Here is a 21,355-nt window from a genome sequence, read left to right on the forward strand (position 1 = left end):
CGTGGCCCGGGCCCGTCGGACGGTTCTCGACGGCCGCGAGCAGCGTGTCGCGCTGGTGGCCGATGGTCTGCAGGTTGGCGTCGAGGTCGCGGGCCGTGGTGGGCGTCTCCGGGCCGGTGCGCAGGGCGACGTCGCGCTCGAGCGACTGCTGCAGCGCGGCCAGCGATCCGGACACCGTGCCGAGGTGCGTGGCGCGTGCGGTGTTCGGCGGGTTGGCGCCGAGCCGGTAGAGGTCGCTCTGCAGGTCGTCGAGGCGGCGCTTGCCGTCGAGCCACTGCCGGCCCACCTGGTCGGCCGGCAGGGTGCGGTCGGTCACCGAGGGCACGAGCGAGTCCATCACCCACCGCGCCTCGCTGAGGTCCGCGGCGAAGGCGGCGTCCCAGCGACGCCGCGGCACCATCAGCAGGAACCACCACAGGATCAGCGCGACGACGACCACCGCGGCGAGGATCCACGGCCACCACACGGTGGACGTCTCGCCGCCGGTGCCGGCCTCGGGGCTGGCGGACGGCGACGCCGAGGTCGGCTCGACCGAGGGCGAGGCGGACGACGGTGAAGCGCTGGTGGGCGTCGGCGACTCGCTCGTGGGCGTCGGCGTCGGGGTCTCGCTGGTGGGCGTGGGGGTCGGCGTCTCGGTGGTGGGCGTGGGGGTCGGCGACGTCGGCGTGGGCGTGGGCGTCTCGGTGGAGGGCGTCGGTGTGGGCGTCTCGCTCGTGGGAGTCGGGGTCGGGGTCTCGGACGTCGGGGTCGCCGTGGGCGTCTCGCTGGTCGGCGTCGGCGAGGCCGGCTCGGACGTGCGCGACGGGAAGGTGGGGACCGACACCGACAGCGACGGTCGCGCCGTCGGCAGGCTGATCGAGCCGTCGCCGCAGCCGCTGAGACCGCCGAGGACGAGCACCGCGCAGCCCGCCACGAGCGCCGTGCGCACCGACCTCATCGCCCCTCCCGGACCCTTGGACGCCGGCGTTCCCCACGCCTGCCGACCGACCGTAGCCGCGGGGGGCCACCCACTCGCGCCGAGCACCGAGGTGCGACACGACCGTGACCCGGTCGAGCCGCGCCGTTCGGCATCGGGGACCGGTTGCGTTGCGACGGCAGGCTGTTCCGGGCCGGCGCCTACGCGGTGTGGGTCTCCAGGAGGGTCTTCAGACCGGCGAGGTTCCTGCGGTACCCCGATCGCACGAGTGCCGGCATCACGGGTGTGAGGATCCGCAGGGCGCCCTTGAGCTTGATGTCGTCGGTGAGGACGACCAGAGTGCCGCCGTCCTGGCTCTCGAACCGGTAGAGGTTGTTGGTCCGCAAGGGGCCTTTGATCGGCCGGTAGCCGAACCTCGCCCCGGGCTCGAGGGCTGTCACCTCCACGTCGATGGCGATCTCGCGCCCGAGGAGCAGGCCGACCCCCCGCGCCTGCGACCCCACGCGCAGCGGGCCGTCGGTGAGCATGTGTCCTCTCACCACGTCGCTGCGCCACTTCGGCCAGTCGTCCAGCGTGATGACCGCGTCGTACACGTCCTCCACGGGTCGGTCGATCCAGACACGAACCTCGATCGTCTTCACTGCGTCCTCCGGTGGTCGGCGCCGAGCCCGGAAGGGGCGGTCGGCATGGATGCTGGATCGGCTCCTGGCGGGCGGCCTCCGGGAAGCGGCGACCGGCCGGGGCCGGTGTCCGCACTCCCCGCCGCGGCGCGGGCGCGACGGGGCGTCACGCGTCCGCGGACGCCGTGAGCGCTTCGAGGTTCTGCAGCGTCCTGGCCATCCCGGCACGGATGGCCGAGCCCCGCAGCGCGCGGTAGGGCAGCCGCGCCAAGACGCTGAGGGCACCGAGGCCGAGGTCTACCTCGACCCGTTCGGTGACCAGCGTTCCCTCGTCGTGCGGCGTCATCTCGTACCACCACTGAACACGGCTCCCACGCGGGGCGTCCGGTGCGACCGAGGTCCACGAGATCACGTGCGGCGGGTCGTACTCGACGACGGTCGACACGGCGGTGAACCGCTGCCACCTCCGGGCGATCCGGATCTCCTCGTCCGCCTCGAAGCGGGACCCGACGCCGACGACGCGATCGCCGAGCAGCCGGACGGTCTTGACCTCGCCGCTGCCGGCCAGGCGCGGGTGCTGTGCGAGGTCGCCGACGACGTCGAAGACCGCCTTCGCTGCCGCCGGGACGACCCGCTGCTGCATGTGCTGGTAGATGAGCATCGTCGACTCCTTGCCGAGTGGGTGGAGACGAGCTGGTCAACTGTCCCTCGTCGACCTTGGCGCCGGCCGTCGTCGGCCACCAGGGGGAGTTCTCCCCCCCCGCCCCCGATCCCTGGGCCGGCCCCGGTAGCCCGTGACGGCGACACGGTGCGAACCTGCGGGAGATCGGCGCAGCTGGGCCCGGCTCAGCGACCGTTCACGCCGCTAGGGTGTGCGCGTGAGCGAAGGTCGGTCAGACCCTGCCGAGGTACCGACCGTCTCCTGGCCCGAACTGATGGCAGCGATGTCCCTTGCCTGCGACACCGCAATGGCTCTGCCGCTCGAGACCGGACTCGCGATCTGCCTCGCGGCGATGCGGCTGGCCCGGTCGGCGGGGCTCGACGACGGCGAGCTGTCCCGGACGTACGCGGTCTCACTGCTCGAGCACATCGGTTGCACGGCCTCGTCGTCGGACAACGCCGCCGTGATGGGTGACGAGCTCGTCCTGCGGGAGCACACCCCGCTCCTGGACCTCACCGACCCGCGAGCCATGGTGCGCTTCATGTTCGCTCACACCGCCAGGGTCAGCACCCTGCCGGGGCGGCCGATGGCGATGGCACGGATGGTGGTGGGAGCCGGACGGATCGCGGCGAACTCCGAGGAGGTGTGCGAGGCCGGCCGGATGCTCGGCGCGCGATGCGGCTACGACCCGCAGTGCCTGGCCGACCTCGAGGCGGTCTACGAGCGCTGGGACGGGTCGGGGACGCCGGGCAGGTTGGCGGGCGACCAGATCCCCGTACCGGTGCAGGTGGCCCAGGTGGCCACTCTGACTGTGAACGCCGAGCGGATGCTCGGCGCCCAGGCGGCTGTGGAGCTGGTACGGGCCCGCCGTGGCCGGGCCCTGTCGCCGGCGATCGTCGACGTGCTGCTCGACAATCTGGACGAGATCCTGCGTCCGCTGTCGGCGACCGAGTCGCTGTGGGAGGCCGTCCTGGCCGCCGACCCGGTGCCCGCCGCGACCCCCGCCCCGGCCGACATCGACAGCGCCTTGGCCGCGATGGCCGACTTCGCCGACCTCCACGCGTCCAGCCTGGTCGGGCACTCGAGCGGCGTGGCCCGCCTCGCAGGCGCCGCCGCCGAGGCGTACGGCTTGCCCGCCGCCGAGGTCGACCTGGTGCGCAGGTCCGGGTACGTGCACGACCTCGGGCGGGTGGCGGTGTCCGCGGGGGTCTGGAACAGCGCGAAGCCGCTCACCGCGGAGCAGCGGGAGCAGGTGCGTATGCACCCGTACTACACCCAACGGGTGCTGGGGCGTTCGCCGTACCTGCGCTCGCTGAGCGAGGTCGCTTCCTGCCACCACGAGCGGCTGGACGGCAGCGGCTACTTCCGCGGCGCCACCGGTCAGGCCCTGGGTGCGCCCGCCAGGATCCTTGCTGCCGCCGACGCCTACCACACCAAGATCGAGGACCGACCGCACCGGGCAGCGCTCGCCCCGCAGGACGCGGCGGCCCACCTCAGGGCCGAGGCCGACGGAGGGCGGCTCGACCGGCTCGCGGTCGACGCCGTGCTGGCAGCAGTCGGCTCGACACGCCCAGGCGCCGACTCCCGTCTCACCGCACGGGAGCTCGAGATCCTGGTCGCCGCCGCACGAGGCGGGTCGATGCGCCAGCTCGCCAAGCAGCTCGGCATCGCGCCGAAGACCGTCGACGGGCACCTCCAGAGGATCTATCCCAAGATCGGAGTCTCGACCCGCACCGGGGCCACGCTGTTCGCACTCGAGCACGGCTTGCTGCAGCCCTCGGCCGTCTCCGGGTAGGGGAGAACTCCCCCTGGAGCCGTGGCGGGGGTCGACCAACACTCAGATCCGTCAGCCCCGACGAACTGAGGAGAACCCGATGGCCACCTACGAGCACCCGAACGCCTCGATCATCCGCTCGGCGTACGAACTGATGGGCAAGGGGGACGCGATCGGCTACGCGGCGCTCCTGGACGACGACGTCATCTGGCACGAGTCGACGCCTGGCATGCAGGGCGAGTACCGCGGACGCGACCAGGTGCTGGCATTCATGGGCCAGGTCTTCGTCGAGTCCGGCCTGCAGATGAGCATCGACGTCCACGATGTCCTGGCCAACGACGAGCACGCCGTCATCCTTCACGAGACCACCGGCACCATGGGCGAGTGCACCCTGAGCAACAAGTACGTCGACGTGTACCACCTGAGCAACGGCAAGATCACCGAGCACTGGCACCTCTCTCTCGACCCGAGCGCCGACGAGGAGTTCTTCGCGGCAGGCTGACCTCCAGGGGTGGCCTCCTGCGCGTCCCCGGGGTCCGGTCCCGCGGGCCGGCCGCGTTCGGCGCGACCGCGTCAGGAGCGGTGCGGGGTGTAGAGGAGGCCGAGGAACTCGCTGAGCACGCGCTCGCGCAGCCGCGGCGGCATCGACTCGAGCAGGTGGTTGACGCCGGCCATCCGCGTCGGCAGGCCGCCACCCGTGACGGCGGCGGGGTCCATGCCGGCGAAGGCCAGCAGGCCGGCGAACTCCTCCGGCGTGAGCGCGTCCGGGTCGATCGACTGCGCCGCGGCGACCAGCTCGGGCGCCGGGGCGGCCGACGGCGCGGACCGCGCGGCGGCCACGGCGTCGGCAAGGTCGGCGAGCAGCGGGTCGACGTTGGCCGGCGACGCCGCGGTCACCGTGAGGTGCAGGTTGCGCGGCAGGTCGAGGTAGGCGAACTGCGGCTGCAGGTACCAGCCACGCTCGCGCATCTCGTCGACGACGACGAACACGTCGACGTCCGGGTCGGTCGAGCGCACGGCGACGAGCGAGGCGTCCGGCACGCCGAGCACCTCGAGCCCCGGGACGGTCCCGATCCGCTGCACGAGCGCCACCGTGGCCTCGTGGGTCCGGCGCGCGAGCTCGGAGTAGCCGTCGGCCCCGAGGTGCTGGAAGGCCGCCCAGGCCGCCGCGAGCGGTCCGGCCGACTTCGTCGACTGCATGGTCGTGTTGATCATCGCGTAGCCCGGCCAGTCGGCCGACGCGAAGTACGACGCGCGCCGCATGGCCGGGTCGCGGAAGAGCAGGGTCGAGGCGCCCTTCGCGGCGTAGGCGTACTTGTGCAGGTCGACCGAGATCGACGTGACGCCGTCGACGGCGAAGTCCCACGCCGGCACGTCGATGCCGAGGCGCCGGTACCAGGCCAGCACCCAGCCGCCGATGCAGCCGTCGACGTGGCAGGCGACGCCGCGAGCGCTTGCGGCGGAGGCGATCTCGGGCACCGGGTCGCACACGCCGTGGGCGTACGACACCGCCGAGCACACCACGAGCACTGTGCTGTCGTCGACGGCGTCGGCCATCGCCTGCGGGTCGGCGCGGAAGGTGACCGGGTCGACCGGCACGAGGCGCAGGTCGAGGCCGAAGTACTCGCAGCCCTTCACGAACGCCGCGTGCACGGTGGTGGGGGCCACGAGGTTGGGCCGCTCCACCTCCGGCCGCGCGTCGCGCGCGGCCTTGACGGCGAGCATGCACGACTCGGTGCCGCCGGAGGTGAACGTGCCGACCGCACCGGCGGGTGCCTGCACGAGGTCGAGCACCGTGCCCACGACGTCGTTCTCCAGCGCGACGATCGAGGTGAACACGGTGGGGTCGAGCATGTTGACCGCGCCGTACATCGCGCGGGCGGCGTCCATCACCGGGTCGAGGCCGGCCAGGCCGCTGTCGTAGACGTAGGCCCAGGTGCGGCCGCCGTGGGTCGGCAGGTCGGTGCTGTGCCGCGCGGTGAGGTCGTCGAGCACCTCGGGGCCGGGTCGTCCGTGCTCGGGCAGGCTCATGGCGTGGTCCCCTCCGTGGTCGACTCGTGCGTGGCGGCGGCGCCCGCTGCGCCGGCGTCCTCGGGGACGACCGGCGCGACGCCGGTGCCGGTGCCGGCGTCCTCGACCACCTGGGCCAGCCGCTCGGCCGAGAGGTCGTAGCGGCGCAGCACCAGCAGCGAGAGCAGCATCGCCGCGGCGGGCAGCAGGCTGAAGGCGACGACGATGCCGGTGATCGCGGTGGTGCTCTGGGCCACCACCGTGTCTCCCTCGCTGGAGACGAACCCGGTCACCGCGAGCACTGCGCCGACCAGGGCCGGCCCGATGGCGAACGCACCCGTCTCGCCGGCGGTCCACAGCCCGGTGAGCAGGCCGCTGCGGCGCACGCCGGCGCGCGCCTCGTCGGCCTCCACCGTGTCCGGCAGCATCGCCAGCGGGAACAGCTGCATGCCGGAGTAGCCCACGCCGGCGAGGACGACGAGCGCGAGCACGCCGCCCATCCCGATCACGCGGCCGGCCGCGAGGCCGAGGGAGGCCGCGGCGTAGAGCAGCGACGCGATCACGTAGGCGCGCTTCTTGCCCGCGCCGGCTGCGTAGCGGGTCCACAGCGGCATCACCAGGATCGCCGGCGCCACCAGCCCCGCGAACAGGATCGTCGTGGCGCCCTTGCGGTCGAGGATGTAGGTGGCGAAGTAGGGGATCGCGGCCAGCGTGGCGGCCGAGGCGAGGGCCTGGATGACGAAGGTGACCCACAGGCTGAGGAACCACGGGTTCTGGCGGGCCGCGCGCACCGCGACGGCGAGCGAGCCGGCGCCCGACGGGCGCGACGTGCGCGGTGCGCGGGCGGTGCCGATCACGGTGCCGACCATCGACACGGCCATGAACGTCGCGATCGCGACCGCCATGACGAGGTATCCGGTGCGGCCGCCGCCGGCGGCCTCGACGAGCACCGGCGCGAGCGCGCCCGCCGCGAGGATGCCGATCGTGAGCGCCACGATGCGGTACGACACGATCGTCGTCCGCTCCTGGTAGTCGTCGGTCATCTCGGCCGGCATCGAGACGTAGGGCACCTGGAACAGCGCGTACGACGCGGCCGCCACGAGGAACGCGACGCCGGTCCACACCGCGGCCGCCCCGGTGGACAGCGTCGTCGGCGCGGCGAACATCCCGACGAAGAACACCGGCAGCACCAGGGCGCCGAGGAGCATCCACGGCCGTCGCGCGCCCCAGCGGGTGTGGGTGCGGTCGGACCACCCGCCCACGAGCGGGTTCCACACGACGTCCCACAGCTTGGGCAGCAGCACCGTCACACCGGCGACGCCGGCCGCGACCCCGAGGGTGTCGGTGAGGAAGTAGAGCAGCAGCAGGCCAGGGACCGTGCCGAACGTGCCGGTGGCCAGCGAGCCGAGCGAGTAGCCCAGGTAGGTGCCGCGCCCCAGCCGCCGTGTCGTCGTCGCCACGCCCGGCATCCTGGCATCACACCCGACGCCGATGCCGCCGCTGCGCCACCAGCCGCCCGGACCCCCTCCGTCGTTACTGCCCGAACGACCGGATCCGGGCCCAGGATCCGTGCTTTCGGGCAGTAACGTGCGGGCTCACCCGGCGGGCTCAGGCCAGGGCGGCGCGGATGGGGGCGAGCAGCTCCTCGCGGGCGGTGAGCAGCGAGGGGCCGTACCAGGTGAGGGCGCGGCCCGGGACGAGCGCGGTGCGCACGGCGACGGCGTCGGGGCCGTCGTCCGGGGTGAACACGTAGGGCTCGTCGGGCAGGAGCACGAGGTCGACGTCGCGCGAGGTGAGTGCGGCCACGTCGACCTTCGGGTAGCGCTCGGCCGAGTCGCCGAACACGTTGACGACGCCGATCCGCCGCAGCACGTCGTCGGCGAACGTGCGGGCGCCAACGACGAACCAGGGGTCGCGCCACACGGGCACGGCGACCCGCAGCCCGAGCGGCTGCACGGGTGCGTCCCACAGCGCGCGCGCCTGCGCCAGCCACGCGGGCTCCTCGACACCGACCGCCTCGGTGAGCAGCCGCGACATCGAGGCGAACGCGTCCGCGACGGTCTCGATCCGGGTCACCCACACGGTGACGCCGGCATCGCGGAGCCGGCGCACGTCGAGCTCGCGGTTCTCCTCCATGTTGGCCACGACGAGGTCCGGCTCGAGCCGCTCGATCGCGGCACGGTTCGGGTTCTTCGTGCCCCGCACCCGCGCGACGTCGAGGCCGGGCGGGTACGTGCACCAGTCGGTGGCGCCTACGAGCAGCTGCGGCACGGTGGCCGCGAGCGCCTCCGTCAGCGACGGCACGAGCGACACGATCCGCCGCACGGGGCGGGCGAGCTCCATCGCCTGCCCGAGGTCGTCGTACGCGGTCACACCCGCGACCCTAGGCGTCCGGCTCGGCGCCGGACGCCGGCACCCGCAGCGCGAGACGCCGGCCCGGGACGTCCACGGCCAGCGCCGTGCGCAGCAGGAAGGCCGTGCCCACCAGGCCGTCGTGGATGATCTCCTGGAAGATCACGCGAGGGGACTCCTGCCGGGTGCCGGGGGCTCCCGCCAGCGCGACGGCTCCCGCGATGTCGGCGATGTGCCGCCGCCACGGTGCCCCGGTCTGGTCGGTGCCCGAGACGAACTCGACGGTGTCCGGGTCGATGCCGCAGTCGGGCAGGAACCGGGTGTCGAGGATCAGCGCCTCGGACCCGGTGTCCACCTCCACCCTCACCACGCGCCCGCTGGGCAGCTCGAGGTCGACGAACGGGTCCGTGGAGGGGCCGTCGTCCTCCACGTGCAGCGGCACGCTCGCCCAGCCCCGCGCCGCGGCGGCGGGGCCCGCCCCCGCGCCGTCCGCGGCGGGCTCGACGTCCGCGGTGGCGGCCGCGTCCCGGTGGTCGTCCGGCGGCCAGGAGAGCGGGTCGTCGCCGGCCAGCACGGTGAGCGTGCGCTCACCGGCGTCGAGCACGAAGCGGGGGAGCGCGCGCAGGCCGAGGATCCCGACCGCGACGTCCGGCGGGATGCCCAGGTCGATCGAGCCGGCCACCTGCCCGGTGATCGCGTGGCCGCCCACCGAGAGCGCGGGCAGGCGCACCAGCGGCGTGGTGACCGCCTGACCGGACATGCGCCGCCCCGTGTGCTGCTCGCCGGTCGGCTCGAGGCCGAGCCGCTCGGCCACCACGGGCGAGACGACGGAGACGCCGATGCCGGTGTCGACCAGGAAGGGCAGCGGCCCGACGCCGTCGACCTCCACCGGGATCCGCACCAGGTGCTCGACCTGGTCGTAGCCGACGGCGGTCACGACGCGACCACCGTCGGCCGGGGCGGGGCGGGCCGCTGCACGGGCACAGCCGCTACTTCGCCTCGGGGTCGGGCTGGTGGATGCCGAAGGTGTTGCCCTCGGTGTCGAGGTAGTAGCCCTGCCACGCCATCCCGGTGAGCGCCATCTTGGGCAGCGCGACCACGCCGCCGGCGTCGAGGATCTTCTTCTCGGTGGCGTCGTAGTCGTCGACGGCCATCGTGCACACATAGGCGTTGGTGCCCTGCATCGGGCCGGGGGTGGCCGCCGGGCGCATGAGCAGCCCGCCGTTGATGCCCATCTCGTCGTCGGGGCCGGTGATCGCGCCCCAGTAGACGGCGCCGCCGACCGAGCTGCTCCAGTCCTGGAACTGCCAGCCGAAGACGCTGCCGTAGAACTCCTTCGCGCGATCCATGTCGTCGACCTGGATCTCGAAGTGCACCACCCGGCCCATGGGATCTCCTCTCCTCGACCCGGCGGCCGAGCGCCGAGGGTCATGACGTTCAGGCTGTCATCCCAGCAGCGCCCTCCGACAGTGCCCGCGGGCCCCGCTCCGCGCACCGGACGCGCCAGGCCACGCGTCCGAGTGGACCGTGCCGGCCGCGTGCACGCACTACCCTCGCCGCAAGGGGAGGCAGCCATGGCCTGTGCCGCGTGCGGCGTCGTCAACGACGTCGGCCGCAAGTTCTGCAAGGAGTGCGGAGCCCGCCTCGCCCTGGCCTGCCCCGCGTGCGGCTCGGCCAACGCCCCGGACGACAAGTTCTGCGGCGAGTGCGGCTCGGTGCTCACCTCGTCCACCGCCCCCGCGACCGCCGCGGCGGCCCCGCGGGATCCGACCGTCACCCGCACCGACACGGACAGCTCGGCCACGGAACGGCGGCTGGTCTCGGTGCTGTTCGTCGACCTCGTCGGCTTCACCTCCTACTCGGAGGGGCGCGACGCCGAGGAGGTCCGCGCGATGCTGACGCGGTACTTCGACGCCGCCTCCGACGCCGTGGCCCGCCATGGCGGGCGCGTCGAGAAGTTCATCGGCGACGCCGTGATGGCGGTGTGGGGGACACCCGTCGCGCACGAGGACGACGCCGAGCGCGCCGTGCGGTCGGCGCTGGAGATCGTCGACCGTGTCCGCGCCCTCGGGGCCAGCGTCGGGACGCCGATCGACGCCCGGGCCGGGGTGCTCACCGGCGAGGCGGTCGCCGTCGTGGGTGCGGTCGACCAGGGCATCGTCACCGGCGACCTGGTGAACACGGCGTCACGCCTGCAGAGCGCGGCCGAGCCCGGCACCGTGCTCGTGGGCGACCGCACCTACCGCTCCGTGGGGGAGTCGATCGCCTGCGTCCCCGTCGAGCCGCTCAGCCTGAAGGGAAAGGCCGAGCCGGTCCGTGCATGGCGCGCCGTCCGGGTGATCAGCGAGATGCGCGGCTCCAACCGCGGTGCCGCGCCGGAGCCGCCGTTCCGCGGGCGCGACGAGGAGCTGCGGCTGGCCAAGGAGCTGCTGCACGCGACCGGGCGCGAGGGCCGCCCGCGCCTCCTGCACGTCACCGGCGTCGCCGGCATCGGCAAGTCCCGCCTGGTGTGGGAGCTGCAGAAGTACCTCGACGGGCTGACCGAGACCTTCCTGTGGCACCAGGGGCGCTGCCCCAGCTACGGCGACGGCGTCACCTTCTGGGCGCTGGCCGAGATGGTGCGCAGCCGCGCGCGCATCGCCGACACCGACGACGACGCCACCGCGCGCGCCAACCTCGCCGAGACGCTGGCCTGGCTGGTGCCGGACGAGGAGGAGCGCCGCTGGATCGAGCCGCGCCTCCAGCAGCTCATCGGCCTCGACGGCGCGGCCGGCGACCGCGACGAGATGTTCGGGGCCTGGCGCCGGTTCTTCGAGCACGTGGCAGACCAGGGCACGGTGGTGCTCGTCTTCGAGGACCTCCACTGGGCCGACGCCGGCCTGCTCGACTTCGTGGAGTCCCTCCTGGAGTGGAGCCGCTCGTCGCCCATCCTGGTCCTCACCCTCGCGCGCCCGGAGCTCGCGGACCGGCGTGCCGCCTGGGGCTCCGGCGTCCGCACCTCCACCACGCTGCACCTCGACCGGCTCGCCGACGGCGAGATCGAGGCGATGGTGGAGGGCTACGTCGACGGGCTGCCCGCCGAGGGGATGCGCCGGCTCGTGGCCCGCGCCGAGGGCGTGCCCATGTACGCGGTCGAGACCGTGCGCATGCTGGCCAGCAGGGGCGTGCTCGAGCAGACGGGCGAGTCCTACGTCGCCGTCGGCGACCTCGGCGACGAGATCGACATCCCCGAGACCCTGCACGCGCTGGTGGCCGCGCGCCTCGACGGCCTCCCGGACGAGGAGCGCGCGCTCGTGCAGGACGCCGCGGTCGCCGGGCACAGCTTCACCGTGGGCGCCGTCTCCGCCGTGTCGGGCCGCGCCACGTCCGAGGTCGAGCCGCTGCTGCGCAACCTCGTCCGCAAGGAGGTGCTCGACCAGGACGTCGACCCCCGATCCGCCGAGCGCGGCCAGTACCGCTTCGTGCAGGCCGTGATCCAGGAGGTGTCGTACTCGACGCTGTCGAAGGCGGCCCGCCGCGCGAAGCACGTGGCGGTCGCGCGCTGGCTCGAGGGCATCGGCGACGAGGAGCTGTCCGGCGTGGTGGCCAGCCACTGGCTCGAGGCCTACCGCGCCGAGCCGGGTGCGGCCGACGCGGAGGAGATCGCGGGCCGCGCGTCGGCGTGGCTGCTGCGCGCGAGCGAGCGCGCGTCGTCGCTCGGCGCGCCGGAGCAGGCCCTCGCGTATGCCGAGCAGGCGCTCACCCTCGTCTCCGACGCCGAGGAGCGGGTGAAGGTGCTCGACCGGGCCGTGCGCAGCGCGTTCGCCGCCGGCGAGGTCGAGACCTGCCTCGGTCACCTGCGCGCCGCCTGCGCGGACTACCAGGCCCTGGGGCGACCCGTCGACGAGGCCCTGCTCGTCTACAGCGTCGGCTCCCTCGGCAGCAACACCTTCGAGATCACCGACCTGCTGCTCGACGTCGAGCGGCGCCTGCCCGAGGACGCCGTCGTCGAGCGCGCCCTCTGCCTGGCCAGCGTGGGTGCGGGTCACGCGCACGCGGCCGAGCACGCCCAGGCACTGGAGTACTCCGAGCGCGCGCTCGTGCTCGTGCAGAGCGTGGACGTCGAGGACGACCTCGTGCTGCGCGACGTGCTCAGCGGGCGGGCGTTCGCGCTGCACATGGCCGGGCGGCACCTCGAGTCGCAGCTGTACGAGGAGGCGACCCTGGAGCTGGCGCGGCGCAGCGGCAGCGCCGCCTCGCTCGCCCGTGCGCTGATGCAGCATGGCGTCGCCACCAACGAGGACGACCCGAAGGCCGCGCTCGCCGCCATGCTGGAGAGCGCGCGGCTGCTCCGGGTCGCGGGGATCCGTCAGGGCGAGGCCCTGGCGCTGAGCAACGTCGCCGAGGGCGCGGCCGACCTCGGCGAGTTCGACACGGCCGAGGAGGCGCTCGCGCAGTCCGAGGCGCTCTCGTCCGGCGTCGTCGACGAGGCGGAGGGCTTGGCGCTCAGCCGCGCGATGCTGCTGGCCCAGCGGGGCGACCCGCCCGGTGCCCTCCGGCTGCTCGCCGAGATCGAGGCGCACCGGGCCGAGCCGTCGATCCTGGTCATGATGCGCACGTGGTACTCCCGGGTCCTCGGCCTGTGCCGCTACCTGGCCGGCGACGCCGCCGGGGCCCGCGACGCCGCGGCCGAGTCCCTCGCGCTGGACCCGTCCGGTGGCAACGCGTCGTCGTCGCTGTGGGTGGCCGTGCAGGCGGGTGCTGCGCTGCGGGACGCGGTCTCCATCAGGGCCGCCCTGGACGCGACCCCGGGCCTGCGCGGCGCGTGGGTCCACCTGGTGCGGTCCTCGGGCCGGGCCGCGGTCGCCGCGGTCGAGGGTCGCGCGGACGCCGGCGCCCTCACCGGCGCGGCGCTGGACGCCTGGAGCGCCGCCGAGCTGCACCTCGACCACGCGAACGCGGTGATCTGCGCGCTGCACACCGCCCCGGACGACGTCGCGCCGTCGCACGTGGCGCAGGCGCGGGATTTCCTCGCCGCCATCCGCGCCGTGGCGCTGCTACGGCTGCTCGACGCCGCGCAGGCCGGCCGGGCGTGAGCGTCGTCCGGCCCGGGGACCGGCAGCCGGCCGCGAGCCGGCGCCGACCGCCCGGGCGCCCCGCCGGCCGCGTCGGGAGCAGCGGCTAGGGTCGTCGGGACATGGACGGGCAGCAGCGCAGCGCCGACGACCCTCGGGTGGTCGACGACGGTCGGCGCGCCGAGGCGCTGCGGGTGCTGCACGACGTCTTCGGCTTCTCGGCGTTCCGCGGCGCGCAGCAGGCGATCGTCGAGCGCACCGTGGCCGGCCACGACTCCGTCGTGCTCATGCCCACGGGCGGCGGCAAGTCGCTGTGCTACCAGCTGCCCGCGCTGCTGCGCCCCGGCGTCGGCATCGTGGTGTCGCCGCTCATCGCGCTCATGCACGACCAGGTGGAGGCGCTGCGCCTCATCGGCGTCCGCGCGGCGTACTGGAACTCCACGTCCAGCGCCGCCGAGGTCGCGGAGGTCCGCAGGGCCCTGGCCGAGGGCAGGCTCGACCTGCTCTACGTCGCGCCCGAGCGGCTCATGGTGCCCTCCTTCCTCGAGGTGCTCGAGCGCGTCGCGGCGACGTCGGGCATCGCGCTGTTCGCGATCGACGAGGCGCACTGCGTGTCGCAGTGGGGCCACGACTTCCGGCCCGAGTACCTGCGCCTCGCGGAGATCACCGACCGGTTCCCGGGTGTGCCGCGCATCGCCCTCACCGCCACCGCCGACGCGCTCACGCGCGCCGAGATCCACGAGCGCCTGCGGCTGACCGGGGCGCAGGAGTTCGTCACCAGCTTCGACCGGCCCAACATCCGCTACCTGGTCGAGGAGAAGGCCGACGCCCGCGCGCAGCTGCTGCGCTTCCTCGAGCAGGGCGACGACGGCGCCTCGCTGCGCGGCTCGACGGGCATCGTCTACTGCCAGTCGCGCAAGCGCACCGAGGAGTTCGCGGAGCTGCTGCGCGGCAAGGGTTTCGACGCCGTCGCCTACCACGCGGGGCTCGGCGCCGAGGAGCGCACCCGCGTGCAGCAGCGGTTCCGCCGCGAGGACGGCGTCGTCGTGGTGGCCACCATCGCGTTCGGCATGGGCATCGACAAGCCGGACGTGCGCTTCGTCGCCCACGTCGACCTGCCCAAGAGCCTCGAGGGCTACTACCAGGAGACCGGCCGGGCCGGGCGCGACGGCGAGCCGTCGGTGGCGTGGATGGCCTACGGCCTGGCCGACGTCGTGCAGCAGCGGTCGTTCATCGCCGGCGGCGGCGCCTCGCCCGAGCACCAGCGCGTGGACCGGATGAAGCTCGACGCGATGCTCGGCTACGCCGAGGCCGCCACGTGCCGGCGCCGCGTGCTGCTCGCCTACTTCGGGGAGGAGTCAGGCGACTGCGGCAACTGCGACACGTGCCTCACCCCGCCGGAGCTCTACGACGCCACGGTGCCCACCCAGAAGGTGCTCTCCGCGGTGATCCGCACGGGGCAGCGCTTCGGCGCCGGCCACGTGATCGACGTCCTGCGCGGCAAGCGCACCGACAAGGTGGCGAGCTGGCACCACGACGAGCTGCCCACGTTCGGGGTCGGCGCCGACGTCGGCGAGGCCGAGTGGCGCGGCGTGGTGCGGCAGCTGGTGGCCCGCGGGCTGCTCGTGCCGGACCCTGAGCGGATGGGGGCGCTCATCGTCACCGAGGCCGCCCGGCCGGTGCTCGAGGGCACCGAGACCGTGCAGCTGCGGCGTCCCACGGCCCCGGCGCCGCGGGTGCGCGGCTCGCGGTCGTCCTCGCGGGGGCCGGCGGCCCCGGTGGAGGCCACCGACGAGGACCGCGCGCTGTTCGAGCGGCTGCGCACGCTGCGCCGCGAGCTCGCCGACGCCGAGGGGGTGCCGGCCTACGTCGTGCTGCCCGACCGCACGCTGTGGGAGCTGGTCGCCTCCCGCCCGCGCGACGAGCAGGCGCTGCTCGCCGTCAACGGCATCGGCCCGGTGAAGGTCGAGCGCTACGGCGGGCGCCTCCTCGACCTGCTCGCCGGCTGACCCGTACCGCGGGGGCGCCGTGCCGCGGTGACGACCGTCCCGGCCTGGGAGGGGCGGCAAGCGTCGTGCGAGGTCAGGGCAGTCGGCGCCGATCCTGCGTGCGTCAGGGCGCCGATGGCCTCACAGTGGGACTACGCAGGCACGGCCGCGGAGGGAGGTCGCATGGACGACGTCCTCTTCGTGCGCGAGCTCGCCGACGGCCGCGACCTCGTCTACGCCGTCGCGGCCGACGGGGAGCCGCTGTGGGCGCTCGACCAGGACACCGGGCTGCAGTGGTGGTACGCCGACCGTGACCGCGACGCGGTGCGGCGCCGGATCGCGGCGGAGCGCGAGACCTTCACCCGGATGCCCGTCATGGCCAGGTCCGGCTCGGCCGGGGCCGTGTCGCGGCCGCGCCATCCCGCGCTGGAGCTGTCGCGGCGCACGTCGACGCCGGTGCTCGACCGGCCGGCACCCCCGGGGCGCTTCTACGCCGACGACCCGGCGTACTCCGAACGGCCCTCGTTCCTGCGCACCCCGGCCGGGGTGCTGCTGATCGTGTGCGTGGGGATGCTGCTGGCCGGGCTCGTGCTCACCGTGCTGGGCGGGGGCTCCACCGAGCGCAATCCCGTCGGCGACGACAGCTGGGTGGTGCCCAGCGCGCCGCAGACCGCGGGCGACACCTGCGACGTGCGCGGCGAGATCGCCCACGACACCGCCGGCGGGGTGCTGGTGTGCGCACCGCTGTCGCGGGTGACGCCGTCCGAGCTCGTGTGGCGCGCCGCCGGCTGACGGCGTCGGGACCGGGATCCGGTCCGCCGGCCCGGTCCGGTCAGGCCGCGGCGATGGGGCAGGGGATCCACGGCTCGTCGCAGGACGCGACGCTGATGCTCGTCCAGCTCGTCGGCTCGCCCACGTGGTGCGGACCGTCGTGCAGGTCGAGGTCCCACGAGGGCACCAGCAGCAGCGAGTACTGCGGCACCCACCACAGCCCCACCCCGCCGCAGGCGTCGAGCGCCGCGGCCGCGTGGGTGCGGTGGGTGAGCAGGCCAGCGGTGCTGCCGTCCTGGCGGGCCAGCTCCATCCTCAGCACGGGCCGGGTGGGGTCCGCGCCGGCCACCGAGCGGTCCGACCACGCCAGCGTGCCGGCGTCGAGCACGCGGTGCCCGACGAGGCTCATCCGGTCGCCGTGGCCGCCGGCCCGCAGCGACCGGGCCCGCTCGGCGCTCACCGGGTGCGCCCCGTGCCCCGGCAGCGCGTAGCGGCACAGGCTGCCCGGCGGGTCGAGCGCCGGTGCGGCGTCCTCGTCGCGCGGCAGCCGCGGCGTCCGCCCCTCGCCGAGCACGGTCTCGAGCGCGGCCGAGGCCCATGCCCCGACCGATCGCCGTCCCCTCGTCATCGTCGCAACCCCCCGTCCGCGGTCCAGCCTCGCAGGCGGACGACGGCGGCGGAATCGGCCTGCGGACCGACTCCGAACGGAGCAACGGCGGCCCCGACGACGTAACGCCCCGCCGGAGACGCGATGTCACCGGCGGCAGGGTCGCTTCCCGGCGTGAGAAGCGACCCTGTCACCAGTGACGTCGGCGGGGTGGGGGCGTCAGCGGCGCACCGGGGTGCCGTCGGTGGCGGCGATCGCGCCGGCGCCGCCGTGCGCGGTGCCGACCGAGTCGGCCGGCGAGGTCGCGGCCATCGGGGGCAGCGGGCCGGTGGGGGCGGTGGCCACGCGGGTGCCGGTGGACGACGTCACCGCACCGGCGTCGCCGTGCGCGATGCCGACGCTGTCGCCGGCGACCAGCTGGGGCGCGGGCGCGGCGTGCGGGTCGATGGCCAGGCCCTGGCTGGAGACGAGGCTGCCGGCCTGGCCGTGGGCGATGCCCACGCTGTCGCCGGCGACCAGCGACGCGGGCAGCGACTCGGCGGCCGGCAGCTCGACGCGCTGTCCGGAACCCGTCGAGAGCGACGTGCCCGAGCCGTGCAGCGACTCCTGGGCGTCCGTGGTGCTCGGTGCCACGACGGCGGAGCCGACCGAGGCCGGTGTCTCGGCGGACCGCTGGCCCCACGCGAAGCCCGCGGACGTCGCGGCCACGGCCACGATCCCCGCCACGATCCAGCCGGCGGAGCGGGCGGTGAGGTGACCGGCCCCGGGCACCGGCGAGCCGGGCCGACGGGAGGAGGACGCCGTGCCGGGCGCCACAGGGGCGACGGGCCCGGGGCCGGACGTCGTGGTGGCCGGCGTCGTGGTCGGCTCGGTGGCGGTGCTGGTGCGGGGGCTCAGGGTGGTGGTCATGGGGGGCTCTCCTCGGCTGGGGCGGGGCGGGGACCGGAGCGGTGGTCCGGGGGGCTGCCACCCGGTCGGTGGCACGCCACGACGCTCGCCGAGGGCGCTGGCAGCGGGCTGGAGGGCACAGGGGGCGGCCTCCCCGGTCTGCTGCAACGGCGCTGCAAGGCCCGAATCTGGGGATTTCTCCCCTCACGCGCGCGTGGGCAGGCTCCCTACTGTCGTCGGCATGGAGATCTGGGTTCTCGGCACGCTCGAGGTCAGCCACGACGGACGTCCCGTGCAGGTGCGCGGCCCGCTGCCCCGGCGGCTGCTCGCGCTGCTCGCGCTCTCGCCCGGCCGGGAGGTGAGCGCCGACACCCTCGTCGACGGGCTGTGGGGGCAGGACGCGCCGCCGGGGGCGTCGGCCACGCTCCAGTCGCACGTGGCCCGGCTGCGCCGCGACCTGCCCGCCGACGTCGTGCGCACCGGGCGCCACGGCTACGTGCTCGACGTCGCGCCCGACGACGTCGACGCCCTGCTGCTGCAGGCCGAGCTGGCCCGGGGCAGCGCCGCGCTGCTCGACCGCCGGCCCGAGGAGGCCAGCGAGATCCTCGCCGCGGCGCTGGGCCTGTGGCGCGGGACGCCGTACGCCGAGTTTGCCGGCTGCGAGCCGCTCGAGGCGGAGGCCGAGCGCCTCGCGGCGATCCGGCTCGACGCGCTGGAACGGCGGATCTCCGCCGACCTGGCCCGGCCGGGCGTCGCCCCGCCGGTGGCCGAGCTCGAGGCGCTCGTGCGGTGGCACCCGATGCGCGAGTCGTTCTGGGCCCTGCTCATGGCCGCGCAGTACCGGGCGGGCCGCCAGGGCGACGCGCTCGCCTCCTACCAGCGCGCCCGGGAGACCCTGGCCGAGGAGCTCGGCGTCGACCCGGGCCCGGCCCTTCAGGAGCTCGAGCGGCTGATCCTGGCCCAGGACCCGTCGCTGGAGACCATCGGCATCTCGACGTTCCTGCCCGCCGCGCCCACGGGGCGCGCCTACCCTGGGCCCGTGGCGCTCCTCGAGAGAGCCGACCAGCTCGCCGCCCTCACCGGACTCCTCGACGACGCCGTCGCCGGGGACGGCCGCTTCGTGCTGGTGCACGGCGAGGCCGGTGTCGGGAAGTCCGCCCTGGCCCGTGCCTTCTCCGCCTCCGTGGGCGAGCGCGCCCGTGTGCTGTGGGGCGCCTGCGACCCGCTGTCGTCGCCGCGCCCCCTCGGCCCGCTGGCCGACGTCGCCCCGCACCTCGACCCGGTGGTCGGCGAGCGCCTGGGGTCCGGGGAGCGCGACGGGCTGTTCGAGGCGGCGCTGGAGGCACTCGACGCCGCCGGGCCCGTGGTGCTCGTCGTCGAGGACCTGCACTGGGCCGACGTCGCCACGCTCGACCTGCTGCGCTTCCTCGCCCGCCGCGTGGGCGGCACGGACGTGCTCGTGGTGGCGACCTACCGCGACGACCAGCTCGCCGCCGCGGACCCGCTGCGGGTGATGGTGGGCGACATCAGCGGGCTGGCCACGGTGAGCCGCGTCCCTGTGCTGCCGCTGTCCGTGCAGGCAGTCGCCACGCTCGCGGACGAGACCGAGATCGACCCCGAGCGGCTCTACCGCGAGACCGGCGGCAACGCCTTCTTCGTCACCGAGCTGATCGCCGCCGGGGGCGACGCCCTGCCGCCCACCGTGCAGGACGCCGTCCTCGCGAGGGTGCACCGGCTCAGCGCACAGGCCCGGCTGTCGCTGGAGTCGGCCGCGGTCATCGGCGCGCGCTGCGAGCCGTCGCTGCTGCACGGCATGCCGGGCGTCACCGCGCTCACCGTCGACGAGTGCGTCGACGCCGGCATGCTCGGGTTCGACGCGCCGACGTACGGCTTCCGGCACGAGCTCATCCGCCAGGCGGTGCTCTCCGGGATCTCGCCGGGGCGGCTCGGCGCGCTGCACTGGCAGGTGCTCGAGCGGCTGCGGGACATGCCCATGAGCCCGGCGCCCTACACGCGGCTGGCCGACCACGCGGTGCACTCGGGCGATCCCGCCGCGATCGTGGAGTACGCCCGGGCCGCCGGCGACGCCGCGGCCGCGCTCGGCTCGCACCGTGAAGCGGCGTACCAGTACGGCCAGGTGATGCCGTACGCCGACCTGCTCGACGTCGACGACCGGATCGAGCTGCTGGCGGCGAGAGGCCGCGAGTGCAGCATCAACGACCAGCACGACGAGGCGATCGAGGCGTGGACGCAGCAGATCGAGCTGCTGCGCGGCCGCGGCCGCGACCTCGAGATCGTGGACGCGCTCATCGGGATCGACTACTCGCTCTACACGATCGGCGACGCCAGCCGCGGCGGCGAGCTGGTGGACGAGGCGTTCGCGCTGCTCGACGAGGACGTCGCCACGCCGCAGCTGGCCCGCGCGATGCAGGCACGCGGGCGGCGGCTGCTGCTCACCGCGCACCTTCAGGAGTCGCTGCCGTGGTTCGAGCGGGCGCTCGAGGTCGCGGAGCAGGTGGGCGAGCACGCGGTGGTCGCGCGGGCCCGGGGCAACGGCGCCATCGTGCGGCTGCTGCTCGGCGACGAGGAGCGGGGCCGCGCCGAGGCGCGCGCCGCGCTCGACCACGCCACGGCCTACGGCCAGGTGGAGATGGCCTCGCGCCTCTACCAGACCGTGGCCGGGCTCGACTGGCTCACGCTGCGCCACGAGGACGCGCTGGCGACGTTCGAGGAGGGCTCGCGCTACTCCGACGACCACGACCTCAACGGCGACCTGCTCTGCGCGCTGGCCTCGACGGTCACGCTCAAGGCGGAGATGGGTCTCTGGGACGAGGCCGTGGCGGAGGCGCACGACCTGCTCTACGTGCGCAACACCGGCCGGGCCAGCCGGATCGAGCCGCTCTCGGTGCTCGCGCTCGTGGGCGCCCGACGCGGCGACCGCGACGACGTGTGGGAGCTGCTCGACGAGATGCAGGCGTGGATCGCGAAGTCGCAGACGCTCGACTACCAGGGCACGGTGGCGATGGCCCGCGGCGAGGCGCACCTGCTCGAGGGCGACGACGACGCCGTGGCCCGCCTCGTGCTGCCGTGGTACGAGCGCGCCGTCGAGGCCGGGGATCGGGACTGGATCGCGCGCCTGGGGCTGCTCGCCTGGCGCGCCGGGCACCTTGACGGCCCACCGCCGGGGATGCGCGAGCCGGAGGTGCTCTGCCTCACCGGCGAGCACCGCCGTGCGTCGGACATGTGGGCCGCCGCCGGCGCGCGCTACCCCGCGGCCTGGGCCCTGCTCGACAGCGACGACGAGGTGGACATCCGCGAGGCCAGGGCGCGCTTCGACCAGCTCGGGGCGGCCGTGCTCGTGGCGCGCTGCGACGACAAGCTGCGCTCGATCGGCGCGAAGGTGCCGCGCGGCGCACGAGCCAGCACCCGGGCCAACCCGGGCGGCCTCACCGACCGCGAGCTCGACGTCCTCGCCCTGCTCGACGAGGGGCTGCGCAACGCCGAGATCGCGGCCCGGCTGCACCTGTCGGAGAAGACGGTCGGGCACCACGTGTCGGCGATCCTGGCCAAGCTCGGCGTGGCCTCGCGGCTCGAGGCGGTGCGCCGCGCCCGCGACCTCACCGCCGTCGGCTGACCTCCCACCACGGACGCGATGTCACTGGTGAAAAGGTTGCTACCGGCGCCGGGAAGCGACCGTTCCACCAGTGACATCGG

General features: G+C 74.7%; 15 protein-coding genes and 1 pseudogene. 6 read left to right on the top strand and 10 right to left on the bottom strand.

What is annotated here, in order from left to right:
• Nucleotides 1-583: 583 nt before the first annotated feature.
• From GC157_10085 to GC157_10095, 3 genes and pseudogenes are all read right to left on the bottom strand, one after another.
• Nucleotides 584-781 (bottom strand): annotated as a pseudogene (locus GC157_10085) (peptidase).
• Nucleotides 782-1,116: 335 nt separating this feature from the next.
• A complete protein-coding gene (locus tag GC157_10090) occupies nt 1,117-1,821 on the bottom strand; it encodes a hypothetical protein (protein ID MBI1377815.1) in 705 nt (234 codons plus the stop codon).
• Entirely contained in the window at nt 1,703-2,197 is a 495-nt protein-coding gene (locus GC157_10095) for a hypothetical protein (GenBank protein MBI1377816.1), read from the bottom strand. Before GC157_10095 ends, GC157_10090 begins: the two co-directional genes overlap by 119 nt.
• A gap of 274 nt (nt 2,198-2,471) precedes the next feature.
• Here GC157_10095 and GC157_10100 point away from each other — a divergent pair, with 274 nt between their 5' ends.
• Both GC157_10100 and GC157_10105 read left to right on the top strand, forming a co-directional pair.
• A complete protein-coding gene (locus GC157_10100; protein MBI1377817.1) occupies nt 2,472-3,992 on the top strand; it encodes an HD domain-containing protein in 1,521 nt (506 codons plus the stop codon).
• 79 nt (nt 3,993-4,071) lie between these two features.
• Nucleotides 4,072-4,473: a hypothetical protein gene (locus GC157_10105; GenBank protein MBI1377818.1), complete on the top strand. Its 402-nt coding sequence runs from the start codon at nt 4,072-4,074 to the stop codon at nt 4,471-4,473.
• 71 nt (nt 4,474-4,544) lie between these two features.
• On the opposite strand, the gene GC157_10110 is transcribed toward GC157_10105, so the two are convergent.
• The 5 genes from GC157_10110 to GC157_10130 form a co-directional block, all read right to left on the bottom strand.
• Nucleotides 4,545-6,002, bottom strand: coding sequence for an aminotransferase class V-fold PLP-dependent enzyme (locus tag GC157_10110; protein ID MBI1377819.1), 1,458 nt, complete (start codon nt 6,000-6,002; stop codon nt 4,545-4,547).
• Nucleotides 5,999-7,450 carry an MFS transporter gene (locus GC157_10115; GenBank protein ID MBI1377820.1) on the bottom strand — a complete coding sequence of 484 codons (1,452 nt, stop codon included), beginning with the start codon at nt 7,448-7,450 and terminating at the stop codon, nt 5,999-6,001. The genes GC157_10110 and GC157_10115 overlap by 4 nt, the downstream gene beginning before the upstream one ends.
• Nucleotides 7,451-7,589: 139 nt before the next feature.
• Entirely contained in the window at nt 7,590-8,324 is a 735-nt protein-coding gene (locus GC157_10120; GenBank protein ID MBI1377821.1) for a cobalamin-binding protein, read from the bottom strand.
• A gap of 40 nt (nt 8,325-8,364) precedes the next feature.
• The gene (locus GC157_10125; GenBank protein ID MBI1377822.1) at nt 8,365-9,270 is read right to left on the bottom strand and encodes a hypothetical protein; all 906 of its coding nucleotides are present in this window, start codon (nt 9,268-9,270) and stop codon (nt 8,365-8,367) included.
• Nucleotides 9,271-9,322: 52 nt separating this feature from the next.
• On the bottom strand, nt 9,323-9,721 hold the full coding sequence (locus GC157_10130) for a VOC family protein (protein ID MBI1377823.1): 399 nt from the start codon (nt 9,719-9,721) through the stop codon (nt 9,323-9,325).
• Between the two features lie 42 nt (nt 9,722-9,763).
• On the opposite strand from GC157_10130, the gene GC157_10135 reads away from it, so the two are divergent.
• From GC157_10135 to GC157_10145, 3 genes are all read left to right on the top strand, one after another.
• Nucleotides 9,764-13,408 carry an AAA family ATPase gene (locus GC157_10135; GenBank protein MBI1377824.1) on the top strand — a complete coding sequence of 1,215 codons (3,645 nt, stop codon included), beginning with the start codon at nt 9,764-9,766 and terminating at the stop codon, nt 13,406-13,408.
• 101 nt (nt 13,409-13,509) lie between these two features.
• Nucleotides 13,510-15,396 (top strand): DNA helicase RecQ, encoded by a 1,887-nt coding sequence (recQ, locus tag GC157_10140; GenBank protein MBI1377825.1) that lies wholly within the window; start codon nt 13,510-13,512, stop codon nt 15,394-15,396.
• Nucleotides 15,397-15,558: 162 nt separating this feature from the next.
• Nucleotides 15,559-16,167 carry a hypothetical protein gene (locus GC157_10145; GenBank protein ID MBI1377826.1) on the top strand — a complete coding sequence of 203 codons (609 nt, stop codon included), beginning with the start codon at nt 15,559-15,561 and terminating at the stop codon, nt 16,165-16,167.
• 40 nt (nt 16,168-16,207) lie between these two features.
• Here the strand turns inward: GC157_10145 and GC157_10150 are convergent, their stop codons facing one another.
• Complete coding sequence (locus GC157_10150; protein MBI1377827.1) at nt 16,208-16,774, bottom strand: hypothetical protein; 567 nt, start codon at nt 16,772-16,774, stop codon at nt 16,208-16,210.
• A 198-nt stretch (nt 16,775-16,972) separates the two neighbouring features.
• Nucleotides 16,973-17,662 carry a hypothetical protein gene (locus GC157_10155; protein ID MBI1377828.1) on the bottom strand — a complete coding sequence of 230 codons (690 nt, stop codon included), beginning with the start codon at nt 17,660-17,662 and terminating at the stop codon, nt 16,973-16,975.
• Between GC157_10155 and GC157_10160 the strand changes: the two genes are divergently transcribed.
• Nucleotides 17,661-21,275: an AAA family ATPase gene (locus GC157_10160; GenBank protein MBI1377829.1), complete on the top strand. Its 3,615-nt coding sequence runs from the start codon at nt 17,661-17,663 to the stop codon at nt 21,273-21,275. The two genes, GC157_10155 and GC157_10160, sit on opposite strands and share 2 nt — an antisense overlap.
• Nucleotides 21,276-21,355 lie beyond the last annotated feature (80 nt).

The organism is Frankiales bacterium, from assembly GCA_016125335.1.
GTDB lineage: Bacteria > Actinomycetota > Actinomycetes > S36-B12 > CAIYMF01 > Longivirga.

What these genes read in the sequence shown, in the direction of transcription:
- GC157_10095 (MBI1377816.1), bottom strand. Translation starts at nt 2,197, where the DNA reads ATGCTCATCTACCAGCACATGCAGCAGCGGGTCGTCCCGGCGGCAGCG.
- GC157_10100 (MBI1377817.1), top strand. Translation starts at nt 2,472, where the DNA reads ATGGCAGCGATGTCCCTTGCCTGCGACACCGCAATGGCTCTGCCGCTC.
- GC157_10105 (MBI1377818.1), top strand. Translation starts at nt 4,072, where the DNA reads ATGGCCACCTACGAGCACCCGAACGCCTCGATCATCCGCTCGGCGTAC.
- GC157_10110 (MBI1377819.1), bottom strand. Translation starts at nt 6,002, where the DNA reads ATGAGCCTGCCCGAGCACGGACGACCCGGCCCCGAGGTGCTCGACGAC.
- GC157_10115 (MBI1377820.1), bottom strand. Translation starts at nt 7,450, where the DNA reads ATGCCGGGCGTGGCGACGACGACACGGCGGCTGGGGCGCGGCACCTAC.
- GC157_10120 (MBI1377821.1), bottom strand. Translation starts at nt 8,324, where the DNA reads ATGGAGCTCGCCCGCCCCGTGCGGCGGATCGTGTCGCTCGTGCCGTCG.
- GC157_10130 (MBI1377823.1), bottom strand. Translation starts at nt 9,721, where the DNA reads ATGGGCCGGGTGGTGCACTTCGAGATCCAGGTCGACGACATGGATCGC.
- GC157_10135 (MBI1377824.1), top strand. Translation starts at nt 9,764, where the DNA reads ATGACGTTCAGGCTGTCATCCCAGCAGCGCCCTCCGACAGTGCCCGCG.
- recQ (MBI1377825.1), top strand. Translation starts at nt 13,510, where the DNA reads ATGGACGGGCAGCAGCGCAGCGCCGACGACCCTCGGGTGGTCGACGAC.
- GC157_10145 (MBI1377826.1), top strand. Translation starts at nt 15,559, where the DNA reads ATGGACGACGTCCTCTTCGTGCGCGAGCTCGCCGACGGCCGCGACCTC.
- GC157_10150 (MBI1377827.1), bottom strand. Translation starts at nt 16,774, where the DNA reads ATGACGAGGGGACGGCGATCGGTCGGGGCATGGGCCTCGGCCGCGCTC.
- GC157_10160 (MBI1377829.1), top strand. Translation starts at nt 17,661, where the DNA reads ATGGGGGGCTCTCCTCGGCTGGGGCGGGGCGGGGACCGGAGCGGTGGT.
- GC157_10155 (MBI1377828.1), bottom strand. Translation starts at nt 17,662, where the DNA reads ATGACCACCACCCTGAGCCCCCGCACCAGCACCGCCACCGAGCCGACC.